Source organism: Brevundimonas sediminis (assembly GCF_048799765.1).
Lineage (GTDB): Bacteria > Pseudomonadota > Alphaproteobacteria > Caulobacterales > Caulobacteraceae > Brevundimonas.
Genome location: NZ_JBLYQK010000012.1, coordinates 1 through 15,224, shown reverse-complemented (window position 1 = coordinate 15,224; position 15,224 = coordinate 1). Strand labels below are relative to the sequence as shown.

The window sequence follows — 15,224 nt, the reverse complement described above, 5'->3', positions numbered from 1 at the left end:
TGTTCGGCGTTTGAAAACCGGTTGTGGCTCCGGCCATCCACCAACCACTATTCACCAATCACTTTCAGACGCCGCCGCGCGACGTTCAGGCACTGGACGCCGACCCCGCGCGGCGCGACAACCGGCGCATGAGCACGCCGGATCGCTACGACATCATCATCGCCGGGGCCGGGATGGCCGGGGCGACCTTTGCGCTGGCCGCCGCCCAGGGCGGTCTCAGGGTGGTGCTGATCGATCCCCAGCCTTTCGACGCCCAGCTGGCCCCCAGTTTCGACGGACGCTCGACCGCCATCGCCTTCGCCACCTTCCGGATGTTCGACGCTCTCGGCGCCGGCGCGGCGATGCGCCCGCACGCCTGTCGGATGGACCGGATTCTGGTGACGGACGGTCGTCGCCCGGGGGCGGCGACCCGTCCCCCGTCAGCCGCCTTCCTGCGCTTCGACGCCGATGAGATCGCGGACCGCACCGACGGTGAGCCGCTGGGCTATATGGTCGAGAACCGCCGCATCCGGACGGCCCTAGCGCAGGCGGTTCTGGACGCCGGCATCGAGGTCCGGGCGCCCGCGAAAGCGGCGTCCATCGACGTCGGACCCGGCCGGGCCGCTGTCACCCTGACGGATGGCGCGGTGCTGGAGGCCCCGTTGGTCGTCGGCGCCGAGGGGCGGCAGTCGCCGGTGCGCCGGGCCGCCGGTATCGACACCCTCGGCTGGGGCTATGGCCAGAGCGGCGTGGTGGCCACGGTGTCCCTGGGCCGGGACCATGGCAATGTCGCTCACGAATATTTCCTGCCGGGCGGACCCTTCGCCATCCTGCCGCTGACGGAACAGCGCGCCAGCCTGGTCTGGACCGAAACCACCCGTCGCGCGGAGGCGCTGAGGGCTGCCTCGGACGAGGCGTTCCACGCCCACCTCATGCGCCGGTTCGGCGATTTCCTCGAAAATGTCACAGTGGTGGGGCCGAGGTTTGTCTATCCCCTGTCCCTGCAACTGGCCGAGGAGATGACCGCGCCGCGCATCGCCCTGATCGGCGACGCCGCCCATGGGGTGCATCCGGTCGCCGGGCAGGGTCTGAACATGGGTCTCAAGGACGCCGCCGCCTTGGCCGAGGTGCTGGTCGAGGCGATGCGGACCGGGGAGGACATCGGCTCCGAAATCGTGCTGGACCGGTACGCCCGCTGGCGCCGCTTCGACAACGTCGCCCTGACGGCGGGTTTCGACGGCTTTGTCCGCCTGTTCTCCAACGATCTGCCGCCGGTTCGGCTGGCGCGCGATCTGGGGATGGCGGCGGTCAATCGCATCCCGGCCCTGCGCAAGGCCTTCATGCATGAGGCGGGCGGCGCCACCGGCGACCTGCCGCGGCTGCTGAAGGGGGAGCCGGTCTGATGCGACGTCCGGCGCTGGCGATGATCCTGACTGTGCTGTCGGGCTGTGCGACAACGGCGCCAGACGGGCCGACGGCCGCTGAATTCTCTGCCCTGATGCCCGATCACGCCGTTCGCGCGGTCCAATGCACCTTTTTCGCCGAGGAAGGGTCGGAGTGGGGCTGTCGCTATCTGCGGCGAACGCCCGACGGCGGCTGGGAGCGGCGCGACGCCGTCGTCGCCCGTGACGGCGAGACCTGGATTCTGATCGACGGCTGAGGGCTCAGTCGAGCTGGCGGGCCTCTTCCGCCAGCATGATCGGCACGCCGTCACGGATGGGGAAGGCCAGTTTCGCCCCCGCCGAGACCAGCTCCTGTGCGTCGCGGTCATAGGTCAGTTTGCCGCGGGTGACCGGGCAGACCAGCGTCTCCAGCAGGCGTGGGTCGACCGTGTTCGGGGTATTGAAGGCGTCGCTGCTCATGGCCGGACGGTACAGGGTCGAGGGCCGGGGGTCGAGGGCCCTGCCCGGGACTACTGCATCGACAGTCCGCTGCCTTCATCGTCGCCGCCTGCCGCGCCGATCTGCATCAGGGCGGTCAGAACGGCGGCGCGGCTGTCGAGGTCTGACGCCTCCAGAAGCGCCTGTTTTTCGGTCGGTTCGAACGGCAGGGCCATGGCCAGGCTGTTGACCAGGGCTTCCGGAGGGGCGGTCTCGGCGGTGTCCCAGTCGATGTCGAGCCCTCGCGTCTCCAGATAGGCCTTCAGCGCGTCCAGCAGGCCGTCGCGATCCAGTCCGCCCTCGCCGGCCGGGGGCGCGACCAGGTCATCGGCCCAGGCGTCGAAGGCGGCGCGGACCTGACGGTAGGGTGTCTGGACCGGCAGCTCGGCGGCCACGCGAAAACGGGCAATGCCGGTCAGGCTGATCAGATAGCGACCGTCCGAGGTCTCGTTGAAGCTGGTGATCCGTCCCGCGCAGCCGATGGGCGACAGGCCGGGCAGGCGCGTCGGGCCCCCGGAGGGCTGGATCATGCCGATGATCCGGTCGCCCGCCATGGCGTCGTCGATCATGTTCAGATAGCGCGGCTCGAAGATGTTGAGCGGCAGCTGCCCCCGGGGCAGCAGCAGGATGCCCGACAACGGGAAGACAGGAATGACCTGCGGCAGGTCGGCGGCCCTGATGTAACCCTGAGCCACCGGACACTCCCTACGCGAACAGGATCGAGGACAGGCGACGGCGACCGTCGCGGGCGACGTCGGAGGTCGCGCCGGCGGCTTCGAACACGGTCAGCAGTTGCTTGCGGGCGGCCTGTTCGTTCCATTCGCGATCCGCGGCGACGATCTTCAGCAGATGGTCGACGGCGCCCTTCAGGTCGCCGGCCGAGGCGAGCGCCTGCGCCAGATCGAAACGGGCCTGATGGTCGGCGGGGTCGGCGGCGACCTTCGCCTCCAGCTCGCCGGAGGCTCCCCCGGGCGCGGCGGAGGCCAGCGACAGCTGGGCGCGGATCGACTGGACGGTCGGGTCGCGCGAGTCCTGCGGCGCCATGGCGATGGTCTGCCGCGCCTGCTCCACGTCGCCGTCGGCCAGGTAGACCCGCGCCATGCCGGCGATGGCCTGTTCATGGCCGGGCTCCAGCGTCAGGACCTGGGCGAAGGCCTGGGCGGCGCCGCCGAGATCGTTCAGCGAGAGGGATTCCTCGCCCAGCGACAGGAGCTGGTCGATGTCGGAGTTGCCGCTCCGGCCCCCCGTCAGCTTGTCGATGAAGGCCTTGAGCTGGCTCTCCGGCACAGCGCCCTGGAAACCGTCGACCGGCTGGCCGTTGACGAAGGCGTAGACGGTCGGGATCGACTGCACCCGAAGCTGACCCGCATAGGCCGGGTTCTTGTCGACATCGATCTTGACCAGCTTGACCGCGCCGCCGGCGGCCCGGACCGCCTTCTCGATCATCGGCGTCAGGGTGCGGCAGGGCCCGCACCAGGTCGCCCAGAAGTCCACCAGCACCGGCTGGGTCTTCGAGGCCTCCACCACATCGGCCATGAAGCCGGCGTCGGAGCCGTCCTTGATCAGGTCGTCGGGCAGGTCGGTCGGGTCGGCGAAGGTCATGGGGATCCTGGTCTTCGATCAGTCGTAACGCGGAAGCCGTCAGATGGTCCCGGACGGTCGTTCACTCAAGAGGGCTCGCCGCCCGCGCCCGCGGGGCTCAGCTTCCAGCGGATCTTGGTTTCCGAGTCCGTTCGGGCCGAGCCGCGCACGACGATCTGCAGCGAGCGTCGGGTCAGGCCGTCATCCACGTGGACCGAGGGCTCGATGGCCACGTCCGGGCCGTCGGTGCGGAACCACCAGCCGCGGCCCGAATGGCCCCGCAGCAGGATGGAGCGCCGGTCCCGGGCCAGGGAGGCCTGAACGCCGGGCTCCAGCTGGAAGCGCACGGCGTAGGGGGCGGCGATGGCCCGCACGACGTCCTTGCGGCCGGGCGCCGGGTGCAGCCGCTCCTCGGCGCGGAGCTCATCCAGGCGCTGGTCCAGATAGAGCCGGCGCTGATGCAGCAGGCCGAAGCCGCTGACCCAGCCGTCGTGTTCGATCTCCAGCCAGACCGCGCCCTCGCCGTCCCGCTGGTTGACCTCGACGTGCAGCGGCGCGCCGATCAGTCGCGGTCCCAGAAGGTCCGCCTTCCAGCCGCCGAGGGGCTCGCCGGTCGAGGTCTCGCCGAGGGTAAGCGTGGAATGCCCCGGGGTCAGGCGCAGACCCTGCCGGTCGCCGGCGCGCGGAGACCAGCCGCAGCCCGTGACCAGACGGTCCTTGCCACAGACGATCTCGACCGCGAGGGGCTGGGCGCAGGCGTTGACGGCCCAGGGACCCCGGGCGGGCGCGGCGGTGTCGGCGGTCACCGTGAGCAGGGGGCTGCGGATGCGGCTGAGGCCGCCGACGATTCCCGTGACGTCTTCAGGGCGCGCGTCCACGCCTCGCGCCGCGGCGACCCGGTCCGCGGTCGACGGACCGCCGCCCTGCAGCGTCGCCAGCCGTCCGTCGGGAAGGGTCTGCACGGCAAGGGCGTCGCGCAGGCGGGCGATCGCGTCGTCGACGGCGTCCGGAAGCGGTTCGGAAATCTGGCCCAGGCCGTCTTCGAGCGTCAGCAGATCGAGCAGGAGCTCCAGACCCGCTTCAGGGCTCCGGCTGGCATGGCCGCCGTCCGGCCCCACCGTCCGGGGAAGGGACCGAACGAGGCGGGCGATGGCCTTGCGGCGAATGGAAAGGCCGGGCGGGCCGGAGAGAACGCAGCCGACGAGGGCGGCGGCGGTCATCCGTTCCGGCAGGGTGGCCACGCCGCCGGGCGGGCGAAGAAGCTGGCGGGCCTGACGGGCGATGATGCTCGCCAGCCTGAGACGTTCCGCCTCGGTGGCGACCTGTCCCATCCGTCGGGCGGCGCAGGCCAGGTTGAAGGCGCGGCGGGCGAGAATGTCCGGGTCCCAGGCGAAGGGCGACCAGCGCACGAAGACATCGGCCCAGATCAGCGTCAGCCGCAGGGCTTCCCGGGCTCCGCGCTCACCCTGGGCCATCAGGGACGGCAGCCAGGCGAAGGCGTGCAGGTCGATGGCGAACGCCCGGGTGGGGCTGGGCCGGTTGAAGGGATCCGCGGCCGCCTCGATCTCGAGGCTGGAGCCGGCCAGGACGAAGCGGCCGCCGATGATCCCCTTGCCGATCGCCGGGTCCACCGGCCGGAAATCACGGGGCGTCGTGGAGAAGCCCTGGGCGGGCCGTCCGCGCAGGGTGAGGGCGTAGCCCGGCAGGCCATAGGCCTCGATCCACAGTTGCCGGTTCAGAAGTCTGCCGAGGATCGCCGGCCACAGACCGGGACCCGTCGCGGCGCCGCTCGTCCGGACCGGCGTGCGCACCGGGGCGCCGCGCAGACCGGGAATGTCGCCGGGCGGAAGCCCGCCGCCGTCAGTCCGGGCGAAGGGTCCGAGGGGGCTCACGCGGACTTCAGGGCCTGGATGTTGGCGGCATAGGCCTCGGGGCCGCCCTTGAAGACGAAGGACCCGGCCACCAGGGCGTCGGCGCCGGCGGCGACGCAGGCGGCGGCGTTGGCCGAGGTCACCCCGCCGTCGACCTGGAGGTGCGCCTGCGAGCCGGCGGCGTCCAGCAGGGCGCGGGCCTTCTCGATCTTGCGAAGGGACGTCGGGATGAACGACTGCCCGCCGAAGCCCGGGTTGACCGACATCAGCAACACCAGATCCACCAGCTCCACCACCTCTTCCAGAACGGAAAGGGGGGTGCCCGGGTTCAGCACCACGCCGGCCTTGGCGCCCAGCTGGCGGATACGGCCCAGGGTGCGGTGCAGGTGAGGCCCGCTTTCCGGGTGAACCGTCATGATGTCGGCTCCGGCGTCGCGATAGGCCTCCAGCCACGGATCGACCGGCGCGACCATCAGGTGCACGTCGAAGGGCAGGGCGGTGTGCGGCCGGATCGCCTTCACGATGTCCGGCCCGAGGGTGATGTTGGGGACGAAATGCCCGTCCATCACATCGACGTGGATCCAGTCGGCGCCCGCGGCGTCGAGGGCGCGGACTTCCTCGCCCAGCTTCGAGAAGTCGCTGGCGAGAATGGAGGGGCAGATCAGGGGCGCGGCCATGTGATCCGGATAAGGCGGGTCGCCCGCGCGGGCAAGCCGGGGGCGCGGTTCGACCGCGGAACCGTGCTACACGGTCTTGTCATCGCGCGCGGGGAGGATCGTCATGAGCGAGTATGTCGCCACCGTGGAGTGGGTCCGGGGCGATCAGCCGTTTCTGGACAACCGGTACAGCCGCGCCCACGACTGGCGGTTCGACGGCGGCGCCTCGGTGCGCGGATCCTCGGCGCCCGACAGCGTTCCGGTTCCGCTGTCCGATCCGTCAGCCGTGGACCCGGAGGAGGCCCTCGTGGCGGCGACGTCCAGCTGCCACATGCTGTTCTTCCTCGCCTATGCGGCCAGGGCGGGCCTTGTGGTGGATCGCTATCGCGACGAGGCCGTCGGGATCATGGGGCGGGATGATCGGGGCAAGGTCGCCATCGTCTCGGTGGTGTTGAGGCCCGCGGTGACCTTTTCGGGCGAAACCCTGCCGGATGCGGCGGCGCTGGCGGACCTGCATCACCGCGCCCATGACCATTGCTATATCGCCAACTCCCTGCGGGCGTCGGTGACGGTCGAGCCCCGCGTCGCCTGACGCTCAGGGCTGCGGCGGGGCGACGGCGACGTCTTCCAGCATGGCGCGGAAGCGGCGAAGGGCCTCGTCCGCGAGGTCCGGGTCATAGCGCATCGGCACGGCCGCGCCGGGTTCATCGAAGGCGTGGCTGCCGTCCGCGATCCAGGTTTCGACCTCCGCGCCGCACCGTCGGACCATGTCGTGGACCCGCTCGGCGTTGCGGACGGAGGTCAGGTGATCCGTCCGCGAAATGACCGCCAGGGTCTTCGGACAATGGGTCCAGGGCCGCATCCGGTTGAACGCGCCGAACCCGACGTACGGATAGGCCAGATAGGCGCCGACGATCCCGTCCAGCGACACGTCTCCGGGATTGCGGAGCCCCAGGCTGTCGGCCCGCCGATCGGCGCTCATGGCCTCCATGACGCCCCAGCCGCCGTGGCTCCAGCCGGCGAGGGTGATTTTCGAAGCCTCGACATCCCGCCTCCGGGACACGCCGTCCAGCGCGGCCAGGATGTCGCCGGCCCGTTGATCGCCGCGGAACGTCAGACCCGAGCAGACGGTGATCTGGGCGCGCTGACGGCTCCAGCCGCGCGGTCCGAAGGAGTCGATAATGAAGGCGCGCCAGCCGGCCGCCTTCGCCGTCTCGGCATAGTGTCTCATGTGGTCCCGGATGCCGCCGCAGCCATGGAACAGCAGCGCCGCCGGACGCGGGCGGTCGTCGTCCGGGCCGAGTACGGTGACTCCGGGTTCGAGCAGGGCCCAGCGGCTGGCAAGCGTATCCATTCGTGGAGTGAGCCGCGCTTCGTCCGAAAGCGCCAGCCCTTGCGATGCCGTAGTTTCAGATATATCTAAATCGCGATGAACAGATATATCGAAAAGAGAGATGCGATGATGTGGCGTCAAGGGTGGGGCCATGGCGGCCCCGAACGGTTCGGGCGGGGCATGCGCAACGAGTTCGGCCGCGGCTGGCCGGGCGGCGGGCGCGGCGGTCCGCGTGGCCACAGGGGGGGCGGCAAGCGCCTTCTGGCCCGGGGTGACCTGCGCTGGCTGATCCTGTCACTGATCGCCGAGGACGGCCCGGCCCACGGCTATGAGCTGATCAAGGCCATCGAGGCCCGGATGGGCGGCGCCTATGCGCCCAGCCCCGGCGTCATCTATCCAACCCTGACCCTGCTGGAGGAGATGGGCGCGCTCGACGGGCGCGAGGAGGCCGGCAAGAAGCGCTATGCCATCACTGAAGCGGGGCGGACCCTGCTGGAGGAAAACGCAGAGGCCCTGACCGACCTGCGCGAGATGCTGGCCAAATTCGCCCACCGCGCGGCGCGGCCGGCCCCCATCGCCGAGGCCATCGTGCGGCTGCGCGGCGTGGTGCACGCCAAGCTGGCCGAGGACATTCCGCTGGACGAGGCGCGCATCCGTGAGGTCGCCGAAATTCTGAACCAGGCTGCGGACCGGGTGGAAAAGGCATGACCGACGCCCTGCGCATCGCCCGCCGCGTCCGCCATCCGCTGAAATTCCGCCTGCTGGAGGTGGTCGGGGTTTCCGACCTGACACCGTCGCTGAAGCGGGTGGTCTTGACCGGCGATCTGGAGGACTTCGTGTCCCTCGGCTTCGACGATCATGTGAAGCTCATCCCGGCCGGTGACGGGGAGAACCCCGCCGTGCCGACGATCGGGCCGGAGGGGCCGGTCTTCGAAGGGCCGCGCCCGATCATGCGGGACTATACGCCTCGCCAGTGGGATACGACGAACCGGACGCTGACGATTGATTTCGCCGTCGGGCACGGCGGTCCGGCGACGGACTGGGTCATGACCGCCCGGCCCGGATCGAAGCTGGGCGTCGGCGGGCCGCGGGGCTCCTTCATCGTGCCGACGGCCTTCGCTCACCATGTGCTGATCGGCGACGAGACGGCGATCCCCGCGATTTCCCGCCGACTGGAGGAATTGCCGGCCGGTGTGAAGGCGCTGGTGGTCGTGGAGGTCGAGGACGAGGCTTCGGCTCCGCCGTTGAACAGCGCCGCGGAACTGACGGTGGTGCGGGTGGACCGCAAGGGCGGGCCGCGCGGGCGGGTCGAGGCCTTGCAGGCCGCTGTTCAGACGGCCCTGGCCGCCCTTCCCCGGGACGACGCCTACGTCTGGATCGCGGGCGAAAGCCAGGTGGCGCGGACCCTGCGCGGCGTGGTGGTCGCTCTCGGCTTTGACCCCAGGGCGCTGAAAGCCGCCGGCTACTGGCGCGCGGGCGCTGTCGGGGCCCACGAGGTCATCGAGGACTGACCCCGACCCCTCCGTCCCGGCGAGAAGTCGCGCCGCGCCACCTCTCCACTGCGTGGAGAGGTGAACCGCGCTCCTCACCTCTCCGGCGACGCCGGGTAGGGGGACCATCCGAAGGAGGGTGGAGGGGTGAAGCGGACCCGCGCTCAAGCAGCGAGCCGCCGCGCGGCGAGCGTCAGCGCTCCTTCAGATCAGTGACGGAAGACCCGCACGCCGGTGAAGGCCATGGCGATGCCCTTTTCGTCGGCGGCGGCGATGACCTCGGCGTCACGCATGGAGCCGCCCGGCTGGATCACGGCCGTCGCGCCCGCGGCCACCGCTTCCAGCAGGCCGTCGGCGAACGGGAAGAAGGCTTCCGACGCACAGGCCGAACCCTCGGCCAGCGAATGGGCCAGACCCTTGGCCTCGCCGGCCTCGCGGGCGCGGATGGCGGCGATGCGGGCCGAGTCCCGGCGGTTCATCTGCCCGGCGCCGATGCCGGCCGTCTGGCCGTCCTTGGCGTAGACGATGGCGTTGGACTTCACGTGCTTGGCCACGGTGAACGCGAACAACATGTCCTGGATCTCGGTCGGCGTCGGCTGGCGCTTCGTCACGATCTTCAGATCGGAGGGTTTGATCAGGCTGCGGTCGCGGCTCTGGACCAGGAAGCCGCCAGCGACCGAACGGAACACCTCGCCCGGACCGTGCGGGTCGGGCAGGCCGTCGGTGATCAGCAGGCGCAGGTTCTTCTTGGCCGCGAAGACTTCCCTGGCTTCGTCATCGGCGCCGGGGGCGATGACCACCTCGGTGAAGATGTCGGTGATGGCGCGGGCGTCGGCGCCGTTCAGCACGCGGTTGACGGCGATCACCCCGCCGAAGGCCGAGACGGCGTCGCATTCCAGCGCGCGCGCATAGGCTTCCGACAGGTCCTTCCCGACCGCCACGCCGCAGGGGTTGGCGTGCTTCACGATGACCACGGCCGGCTGCTCGAACTCGGCCACCAGCTCATAGGCGGCGTCGGCGTCGGCGATGTTGTTGTAGCCCAGCTCCTTGCCCTGGATCTGGGTGGCGTAGGCGACGCCGGGGCGCGCCTCGCCGGTGCGGTAGAAGGCGCCCGTCTGGTGCGGGTTCTCGCCGTAGCGCAGGGTCTGGGCCAGCGAACCGGCGATCGACTTCCGGGCCGGGGCCGCGTCGCCGACCTGACCGGCGAACCAGGCCGAGACGGCGGCGTCATAGGCGGCGGTGCGGGCGAAGGCGCGGGCGGCCAGACGCTTGCGCAGCTCCAGGGTGGTGGCCCCGTCGGCCTTCAGCGCGGCCAGCACCTCGTCCACGGCGACCTTGTCGACGCAGACGGCGACATAGCCGTGGTTCTTCGAGGCCGAGCGGATCATGGCCGGACCGCCGATGTCGATGTTCTCGACGGCCGCTTCAAAACCGCCGCCAGAGGCCACGGTCTGTTCGAACGGATAGAGGTCGATCCAGGCGATATCGATGCCGCCGATGCCGTGTTCGGTCATGGCCGCGGCGTGGGACGGCTCGTCCCGCACGCCCAGCAGGCCGCCGTGCACCACCGGGTGCAGGGTCTTGACCCGGCCGTCCATCATTTCCGGGAAGCCGGTCAGGTCGGCCACGTCCTTCACCGGCAGGCCGAAGCCGGCGATGGCGGCGCGGGTGCCGCCGGTCGAGACCAGTTCGACGCCCAGATCGTGCAGGGCGCGCGCGGCCTCCTCAAGTCCGGTCTTGTCGCTCAGCGAAATCAGGGCGCGCTTCGGCGCCACGCGGTTCGGCGCGGGGGGAAAGTCGGGAGCGGCGGGCATGGCGACGTCCGTGATCTGGAATGGGGTCGGGGAGACGCGCGGGGCTCTAGCACGGGGACGGACGAAAAGTCAGCCAAGGGCCCTTCAAAAGACGTCGCTTGACTCATTTCGATGATTAGCTAATCATCACAATATGAGTTCGGTCTTCAAAGCCCTGTCCGATCCGACCCGTCGCCGGGTCCTGCAGCTGTTGCGGCAGGGACCGATGAGCGCGGGAGAGCTGAGCGATCAGTTCGACGTGTCGAAGCCGACCATGTCGGCGCATTTCGCGGTGCTGCGGGAGGCCGATCTGGTGCACGCCGAGAAGGCCGGGAAGTCGGTCATCTATCACCTGAAACTGTCGGTGCTCGAGGAAGCGCTGCTCGGCTTCGTCCATTCATTCGGCCTCGGCGTGGAGACGCCGACGCCTGGAGAGGAGACTGCGAAATGAAAAAGGACCTCGTATCCAGCCTGGCCTGGGCCGGCGGCCTGATCGCGCTAGCGCTCGCCGCCAGCCTTGCACGGCGGGAGGGCTATGTGGACGGCGACAGCGTGACCCGTCTGGTCATGGGCGCCATCGGCCTGATGCTGGTCTGGTTCGGAAACCGGATGCCCAAGGCCCTGGCGCCCGGCAAACACGCCCGCAGGGTCAATCGCGTCGGCGGCTGGTCCATGGTGATCAGCGGGCTGATCTATGCGGGCTTCTGGGCGTTCGCGCCGATCCAGGCGGCGGTCTGGGGGGGATGCGCCGCCGTGGCCGCGGGCATCGCCGTGACGATGGGGTACTGCCTTCACCTCCGCACTGGCGGTGAGCCGGCCTGAGGCGTCAGTCCGCCGCCAGCGTCCCGAAATCCACCACTGTCACCGGGGCCCGGCCCATGGCGGTCAGGGCCTTGCGGAACTGGTCCTGCGCCATCGCCGTGGTCGCGGTGTTGGTCAGGGGGTGAAAGTTGACGATGTCGGCGTCCCACAGGGCCTTGTCGAGGATGAAGGTCACGCGCTGGTCGGGATCGTTGATCAGGGCCAGGGCCGTCACCGAGCCGGGGCGGACGCCCAGGGTCTCGTAGAGCAGGTGCTCATTGCCGAAGGACAGGCGGTCCGAACCGAGGGTCTTGGGCGCCCGCTTCAGATCGACCACCGTGTCCTGCCGCGCCGAGATCAGCCATAGCTTCCCCTTCTTGTCCTTGAGGAACAGGTTCTTGGTGTGGGCGCCCGGCATGGCCGCCTTGAGCTCCAGCCCCTCCTCGACGCGGAAGACGGCGGGGTGGTCGTGGGTGGTCTGTTCGACGCCCTGCTCGGCCATCCACGCCAGCAGGCGGTCGCGGTCGTATGCGGGCTCGGGTGCGGTCGGCTTGTCTTCGGTCATGGCGGTTCGGTAGGGAGGGAGCCTTATCGCTTACCCGCCGGAGGCCGCCTGTGGAACTGGAATGCTATCCGATGACGCCGCAGCCGCCGGACCTGGCGCCGGGCCGGGTGTCGCGGGACTGGATGGACGCCTTCGCCCAGCGACATCCCTATCGCTGCCTGCCGCTCAACATGGCGAATACGACGGGCTGGGAGATTCTCTGCCCCTTCACCTTCACCGCGGAATGGAACGGCGGTCCTTCCCAGTCGGACATCGTGATCACGCCGGAGCGGCCGACCCCGCACCTGCACCATTTCGTGACCTCGCATTTCTCGCGCGGGGTGTTGACCCTGCATCCGCAGTATCTGTTCCGCACGCCGCCGGGCTGGGGGATGCTGGCGGGCGGGGCGCCGAACCATGTGAAGGATGGCATCCAGCCGCTGACCGGCCTGATCGAGACCGACTGGCTGCCCTTCCCCTTCACCATGAACTGGATCTTCACCCGTCCCGGGAAGGTGACGTTCAGGAAGGGCGAGCCGTTCTGCTTCATCACCCCGTTCGAGCACCGCAAGGTCGAGTCCTTCGAACCGGTGATCCGGACGCTGGAGTCCAACCCCAACATGAAGGGGCAGTACGACGCCTGGCTGAAGGCGCGCAGCGAGTTCAATCACGCCCTTGCGGCCGGTGACCCGGAAGCCGTGAAGGAGCAGTGGCAGCGCTTCTATTTCAAGGGCGAGATTCCGCAGAATCTCGGCGCCGCGCCGGCGACCCACACCAACAAGCGCCGGCTGAAGACCCCCCGGGTGGGACTCTAGAACGATCGGCCGCCGGCGATCCGGCCACGGAAAAGCCCCGCCCGGATCGCCGGACGGGGCTTCTTTCTGTCTGGACGGCGAAGCTGGTCGCCTGAGCCGCCGGCGCCGGATCAGCTGCGCGGGACGCGGCCGCCGAGATTGCTGACGACCTCGCGGGCGTCAAAGGCGTTCGGATCGTTGGTGGGCTTGGGTCCGCGACCCATGACGATCTCGGCCGTGGCCTCGAACCGGTCGATCTCCCGGACGTCGAGGTCGCCGCCGATCGGGCCGCGGTAGCCCCAGGGGCTCCAGTAGCCGCGGCTGTAGTAGCGCCAGTTGGGCCCCCAGAACGGGCTGTAACGGCTGTCGGCGAAGGGATCGCGCGTCGCCTGCAGGCGCACGTCGCGGTCGGTCGACCGGTTGACGGTCGCGAACCAGTCATGGCCGCTTTCCAGCGTCAGCTCGGCCGCCCTCAGCAGCAGGGCCATCTCGACCTGCTCGCGCGAGGTGACGGAGTTGCCGGCGAAATTGACGCGGAAACGGTCAGAGTCGACGCGCTGCTCGGAATAGCCGTAGCGGTTCTGGGCCGAGGCCGGACCGTAGGGGGTGGCCGTGGCGCAGGCGGACAGGGCGAGCGCCGCCGCCGTCACCAGCAGCACGGGCTTGAGGAAACGGGTGTTCATCGGATGCTCCTTAAGCGCGAACTACGCGCTTCTGTGGCTGAACGGTATATGAACGGCGCCGGTTCCGGTATGCGGCAAACCGCTATAAACGCGAGAGAATAAGCACGGCGGCGGCGATCAGCAGAGCGCCGGTCAAAAAGGCGAAGCCTCTCCGGAATCTAGGTTCTGACATCCGTCGCGACAAGGCCGCGCCGCCCAGGCCGTAGGCGGACATGCTGATCACATCCATCCCGATGGTGGCGAGGGCGAACAGGGCGAGCTGGGGCGCAGCGGGGCGATTGACGTCCAGGAACGGCGGCAGGACAGCGGTGAAGAACAGAACGGCTTTCGGATTGGCGATCTGGACCATGAATCCGTCGACGACCGCGTTTCGTCCCAACCTCACGGTCGGCGTCTCGGGATCGGCGGCGGTGGCGAACGCTCCGCGCCACGCCCTGTAGCCCAGCCAGCCGACATAGAGGGCGCCGGCGATCGAGATGAAGCGGAAGATGTCGGGGAAGGCGACGACGAGGGCCCCGAGGCCGAGGGCTGCGGCGCCGAACCAGACGAGGGTCGCGGCATTCATCCCGACCACGCCGAGCAGGGCGCCGACCCTCCCGCGCTGGACCCCGTTGGCGACGGAGAAGACGTTGGCGGGCCCGGGCGTGATCGCCATGACGGCCATCACGCCGAGGAAGGTCGCATACAGGTGGGGGTCGACAGGCAGGCGCATTCCGCTCCTGTCTGACCGTCGCGCCCCGCGGTCAAGGGCGGGCGCGGTCCGGCGGGGTCAGTCGGCCGTCGGCGCCGGAGCCTCGGCCGGGGTCCCGGCGTCGCCCTCGTCGAGATCGATCCGGATTTCGCCGTCGGTGGCTTCATCGATCGCGTCAAGGGCCTCGCCAAGGGCGTACTCGGCCATCAGACCGTAGGTCGCCATGTGTTCAGGGTCGTTCGAGGCCCAGGCGCCATTGGCGGCCATGCCGCCGGCCGCCTGCAGGGCGCCGGACTCGACGACGCCGTTCATCGCCTCGGTGACGAGGCCCTCGATGTCGATCTCCGCCAGCGCCGCACCGGCGATGGCGCCGACATGCTCGCTCACCGTCGCGGTGAACGCCGCGACATCCGGCTGATACTCCGCCCAGATGCCGACGATGCGCGCCCGCTTCTCGGCTTCCGACAGGCTCTGGTCGGCGGCGATGGCGTCCGCGCGCGATCCGAAGGCCTCCATGCGGGCCTCGAAGCGTTCGGCGGCGGCCTCAATGGCGGCTTCGGCGGCGTCGGACGACGCGCCGGGCGCGGTCTGGGGGTCGGCCGCGAGCGCCGCCGACAGCGGCAGGACGGCGAGGGCGGCGGCGAGGGACAGGGCCTTGATCATCGAAGGACTCCAGCGAAGGGCAGGTCCGCAGGGTCCGCCCAACGCTGTTCAACCTCAAGTGAAATCGCGGTAAGGCGCCCGCGGCGTGACCTCAGGCGCCGTCGTCCGTCTCGCCGGTGACGAGGGCCTGGGTGATCTGGGCGATGATCATCGGGCCGATCATGCTCATGGCGCCGGCGATTTCGTCGGGCGAGGCGCCCTCGGCGGCGGCCTGGAAGGAGACCAGGTCGCGGATGGCGGCCGTGAACTCGTCCAGCACGGGTTGATGCGGGGTCAGAAGGGCCTGGATCCGGGCGGACTTGTCTTCCGCCGAAAGGCTTGCGTCGGTCCGGATCGCGGCGGCGCGAGGCTCAAGGTCGGCCATGACGGTCTTGAGGGCCTCGCCGGCGGCTTCGACCCGCGCGGTGACGGCGGCGGAGGCCTGCGGCAGGCCGAGCGTATAGGCGAGGGTCGCCTGCATCGGAT

At 69.9% G+C, this 15,224-nt stretch carries 20 protein-coding genes; 8 read left to right on the top strand and 12 right to left on the bottom strand.

Going from position 1 to position 15,224, the window contains the following annotated elements; all coding sequences use genetic code 11:
* The first annotated feature begins 128 nt into the window (after positions 1-128).
* Together ACLQ7T_RS08770 and ACLQ7T_RS08765 are read left to right on the top strand one after the other, a co-directional pair.
* Positions 129-1,382, top strand: coding sequence for a UbiH/UbiF/VisC/COQ6 family ubiquinone biosynthesis hydroxylase (locus ACLQ7T_RS08770; protein WP_420479080.1), 1,254 nt, complete (start codon positions 129-131; stop codon positions 1,380-1,382).
* Positions 1,382-1,639 carry a hypothetical protein gene (locus ACLQ7T_RS08765; RefSeq protein WP_420479079.1) on the top strand — a complete coding sequence of 86 codons (258 nt, stop codon included), beginning with the start codon at positions 1,382-1,384 and terminating at the stop codon, positions 1,637-1,639. Before ACLQ7T_RS08770 ends, ACLQ7T_RS08765 begins: the two co-directional genes overlap by 1 nt.
* Before the next feature lie 4 nt (positions 1,640-1,643).
* Here ACLQ7T_RS08765 and ACLQ7T_RS08760 read toward each other — a convergent pair whose 3' ends face one another.
* From ACLQ7T_RS08760 to rpe, 5 genes are all read right to left on the bottom strand, one after another.
* Positions 1,644-1,841, bottom strand: a complete 198-nt coding sequence (locus ACLQ7T_RS08760; protein WP_420479078.1) for a Trm112 family protein — start codon at positions 1,839-1,841, stop codon at positions 1,644-1,646.
* A 50-nt stretch (positions 1,842-1,891) separates the two neighbouring features.
* Positions 1,892-2,554 (bottom strand): LON peptidase substrate-binding domain-containing protein, encoded by a 663-nt coding sequence (locus ACLQ7T_RS08755; protein WP_420479077.1) that lies wholly within the window; start codon positions 2,552-2,554, stop codon positions 1,892-1,894.
* A 10-nt stretch (positions 2,555-2,564) separates the two neighbouring features.
* Entirely contained in the window at positions 2,565-3,461 is an 897-nt protein-coding gene (gene trxA / locus ACLQ7T_RS08750) for a thioredoxin (RefSeq protein ID WP_420479076.1), read from the bottom strand.
* 65 nt (positions 3,462-3,526) lie between these two features.
* On the bottom strand, positions 3,527-5,332 hold the full coding sequence (locus tag ACLQ7T_RS08745; protein WP_420479075.1) for a heparinase II/III family protein: 1,806 nt from the start codon (positions 5,330-5,332) through the stop codon (positions 3,527-3,529).
* On the bottom strand, positions 5,329-5,988 hold the full coding sequence (rpe, locus tag ACLQ7T_RS08740; RefSeq protein ID WP_420479074.1) for a ribulose-phosphate 3-epimerase: 660 nt from the start codon (positions 5,986-5,988) through the stop codon (positions 5,329-5,331). The genes ACLQ7T_RS08745 and rpe overlap by 4 nt, the downstream gene beginning before the upstream one ends.
* Positions 5,989-6,091: 103 nt before the next feature.
* On the opposite strand from rpe, the gene ACLQ7T_RS08735 reads away from it, so the two are divergent.
* Complete coding sequence (locus ACLQ7T_RS08735) at positions 6,092-6,559, top strand: OsmC family protein (protein ID WP_420479073.1); 468 nt, start codon at positions 6,092-6,094, stop codon at positions 6,557-6,559.
* Positions 6,560-6,562: 3 nt separating this feature from the next.
* On the opposite strand, the gene ACLQ7T_RS08730 is transcribed toward ACLQ7T_RS08735, so the two are convergent.
* Complete coding sequence (locus ACLQ7T_RS08730; RefSeq protein WP_420479072.1) at positions 6,563-7,321, bottom strand: dienelactone hydrolase family protein; 759 nt, start codon at positions 7,319-7,321, stop codon at positions 6,563-6,565.
* A gap of 105 nt (positions 7,322-7,426) precedes the next feature.
* On the opposite strand from ACLQ7T_RS08730, the gene ACLQ7T_RS08725 reads away from it, so the two are divergent.
* Both ACLQ7T_RS08725 and ACLQ7T_RS08720 read left to right on the top strand, forming a co-directional pair.
* A complete protein-coding gene (locus ACLQ7T_RS08725; RefSeq protein ID WP_420479071.1) occupies positions 7,427-8,008 on the top strand; it encodes a PadR family transcriptional regulator in 582 nt (193 codons plus the stop codon).
* Entirely contained in the window at positions 8,005-8,811 is an 807-nt protein-coding gene (locus ACLQ7T_RS08720) for a siderophore-interacting protein (protein ID WP_420479070.1), read from the top strand. The genes ACLQ7T_RS08725 and ACLQ7T_RS08720 overlap by 4 nt, the downstream gene beginning before the upstream one ends.
* A 188-nt stretch (positions 8,812-8,999) precedes the next feature.
* Here ACLQ7T_RS08720 and purH read toward each other — a convergent pair whose 3' ends face one another.
* Entirely contained in the window at positions 9,000-10,604 is a 1,605-nt protein-coding gene (gene purH, locus ACLQ7T_RS08715) for a bifunctional phosphoribosylaminoimidazolecarboxamide formyltransferase/IMP cyclohydrolase (RefSeq protein WP_420479069.1), read from the bottom strand.
* A 133-nt stretch (positions 10,605-10,737) separates the two neighbouring features.
* On the opposite strand from purH, the gene ACLQ7T_RS08710 reads away from it, so the two are divergent.
* Entirely contained in the window at positions 10,738-11,034 is a 297-nt protein-coding gene (locus ACLQ7T_RS08710) for an autorepressor SdpR family transcription factor (RefSeq protein WP_420470150.1), read from the top strand.
* A complete protein-coding gene (locus ACLQ7T_RS08705; protein ID WP_420479068.1) occupies positions 11,031-11,405 on the top strand; it encodes an SdpI family protein in 375 nt (124 codons plus the stop codon). Before ACLQ7T_RS08710 ends, ACLQ7T_RS08705 begins: the two co-directional genes overlap by 4 nt.
* Positions 11,406-11,409: 4 nt before the next feature.
* Here the strand turns inward: ACLQ7T_RS08705 and ACLQ7T_RS08700 are convergent, their stop codons facing one another.
* Complete coding sequence (locus ACLQ7T_RS08700) at positions 11,410-11,949, bottom strand: prolyl-tRNA synthetase associated domain-containing protein (protein WP_420479067.1); 540 nt, start codon at positions 11,947-11,949, stop codon at positions 11,410-11,412.
* 50 nt (positions 11,950-11,999) lie between these two features.
* On the opposite strand from ACLQ7T_RS08700, the gene ACLQ7T_RS08695 reads away from it, so the two are divergent.
* On the top strand, positions 12,000-12,743 hold the full coding sequence (locus tag ACLQ7T_RS08695; protein ID WP_420470153.1) for a DUF6065 family protein: 744 nt from the start codon (positions 12,000-12,002) through the stop codon (positions 12,741-12,743).
* 110 nt (positions 12,744-12,853) lie between these two features.
* Here ACLQ7T_RS08695 and ACLQ7T_RS08690 read toward each other — a convergent pair whose 3' ends face one another.
* The 4 genes from ACLQ7T_RS08690 to ACLQ7T_RS08675 form a co-directional block, all read right to left on the bottom strand.
* Positions 12,854-13,405 carry a CC0125/CC1285 family lipoprotein gene (locus ACLQ7T_RS08690; protein WP_420479066.1) on the bottom strand — a complete coding sequence of 184 codons (552 nt, stop codon included), beginning with the start codon at positions 13,403-13,405 and terminating at the stop codon, positions 12,854-12,856.
* 82 nt (positions 13,406-13,487) lie between these two features.
* A complete protein-coding gene (locus ACLQ7T_RS08685) occupies positions 13,488-14,117 on the bottom strand; it encodes a LysE family translocator (RefSeq protein ID WP_420479065.1) in 630 nt (209 codons plus the stop codon).
* A 57-nt stretch (positions 14,118-14,174) separates the two neighbouring features.
* On the bottom strand, positions 14,175-14,759 hold the full coding sequence (locus ACLQ7T_RS08680; protein WP_420479064.1) for a hypothetical protein: 585 nt from the start codon (positions 14,757-14,759) through the stop codon (positions 14,175-14,177).
* Positions 14,760-14,850: 91 nt separating this feature from the next.
* A partial coding sequence (locus tag ACLQ7T_RS08675; protein WP_420479063.1) for a hypothetical protein occupies positions 14,851-15,224 on the bottom strand: 374 nt, incomplete at its 5' end.

What these genes read in the sequence shown, in the direction of transcription:
- ACLQ7T_RS08770 (WP_420479080.1), top strand. Translation starts at nt 129, where the DNA reads ATGAGCACGCCGGATCGCTACGACATCATCATCGCCGGGGCCGGGATG.
- ACLQ7T_RS08765 (WP_420479079.1), top strand. Translation starts at nt 1,382, where the DNA reads ATGCGACGTCCGGCGCTGGCGATGATCCTGACTGTGCTGTCGGGCTGT.
- ACLQ7T_RS08760 (WP_420479078.1), bottom strand. Translation starts at nt 1,841, where the DNA reads ATGAGCAGCGACGCCTTCAATACCCCGAACACGGTCGACCCACGCCTG.
- trxA (WP_420479076.1), bottom strand. Translation starts at nt 3,461, where the DNA reads ATGACCTTCGCCGACCCGACCGACCTGCCCGACGACCTGATCAAGGAC.
- rpe (WP_420479074.1), bottom strand. Translation starts at nt 5,988, where the DNA reads ATGGCCGCGCCCCTGATCTGCCCCTCCATTCTCGCCAGCGACTTCTCG.
- ACLQ7T_RS08735 (WP_420479073.1), top strand. Translation starts at nt 6,092, where the DNA reads ATGAGCGAGTATGTCGCCACCGTGGAGTGGGTCCGGGGCGATCAGCCG.
- ACLQ7T_RS08730 (WP_420479072.1), bottom strand. Translation starts at nt 7,321, where the DNA reads ATGGATACGCTTGCCAGCCGCTGGGCCCTGCTCGAACCCGGAGTCACC.
- ACLQ7T_RS08725 (WP_420479071.1), top strand. Translation starts at nt 7,427, where the DNA reads ATGATGTGGCGTCAAGGGTGGGGCCATGGCGGCCCCGAACGGTTCGGG.
- ACLQ7T_RS08720 (WP_420479070.1), top strand. Translation starts at nt 8,005, where the DNA reads ATGACCGACGCCCTGCGCATCGCCCGCCGCGTCCGCCATCCGCTGAAA.
- purH (WP_420479069.1), bottom strand. Translation starts at nt 10,604, where the DNA reads ATGCCCGCCGCTCCCGACTTTCCCCCCGCGCCGAACCGCGTGGCGCCG.
- ACLQ7T_RS08710 (WP_420470150.1), top strand. Translation starts at nt 10,738, where the DNA reads ATGAGTTCGGTCTTCAAAGCCCTGTCCGATCCGACCCGTCGCCGGGTC.
- ACLQ7T_RS08705 (WP_420479068.1), top strand. Translation starts at nt 11,031, where the DNA reads ATGAAAAAGGACCTCGTATCCAGCCTGGCCTGGGCCGGCGGCCTGATC.
- ACLQ7T_RS08700 (WP_420479067.1), bottom strand. Translation starts at nt 11,949, where the DNA reads ATGACCGAAGACAAGCCGACCGCACCCGAGCCCGCATACGACCGCGAC.
- ACLQ7T_RS08690 (WP_420479066.1), bottom strand. Translation starts at nt 13,405, where the DNA reads ATGAACACCCGTTTCCTCAAGCCCGTGCTGCTGGTGACGGCGGCGGCG.
- ACLQ7T_RS08685 (WP_420479065.1), bottom strand. Translation starts at nt 14,117, where the DNA reads ATGCGCCTGCCTGTCGACCCCCACCTGTATGCGACCTTCCTCGGCGTG.
- ACLQ7T_RS08680 (WP_420479064.1), bottom strand. Translation starts at nt 14,759, where the DNA reads ATGATCAAGGCCCTGTCCCTCGCCGCCGCCCTCGCCGTCCTGCCGCTG.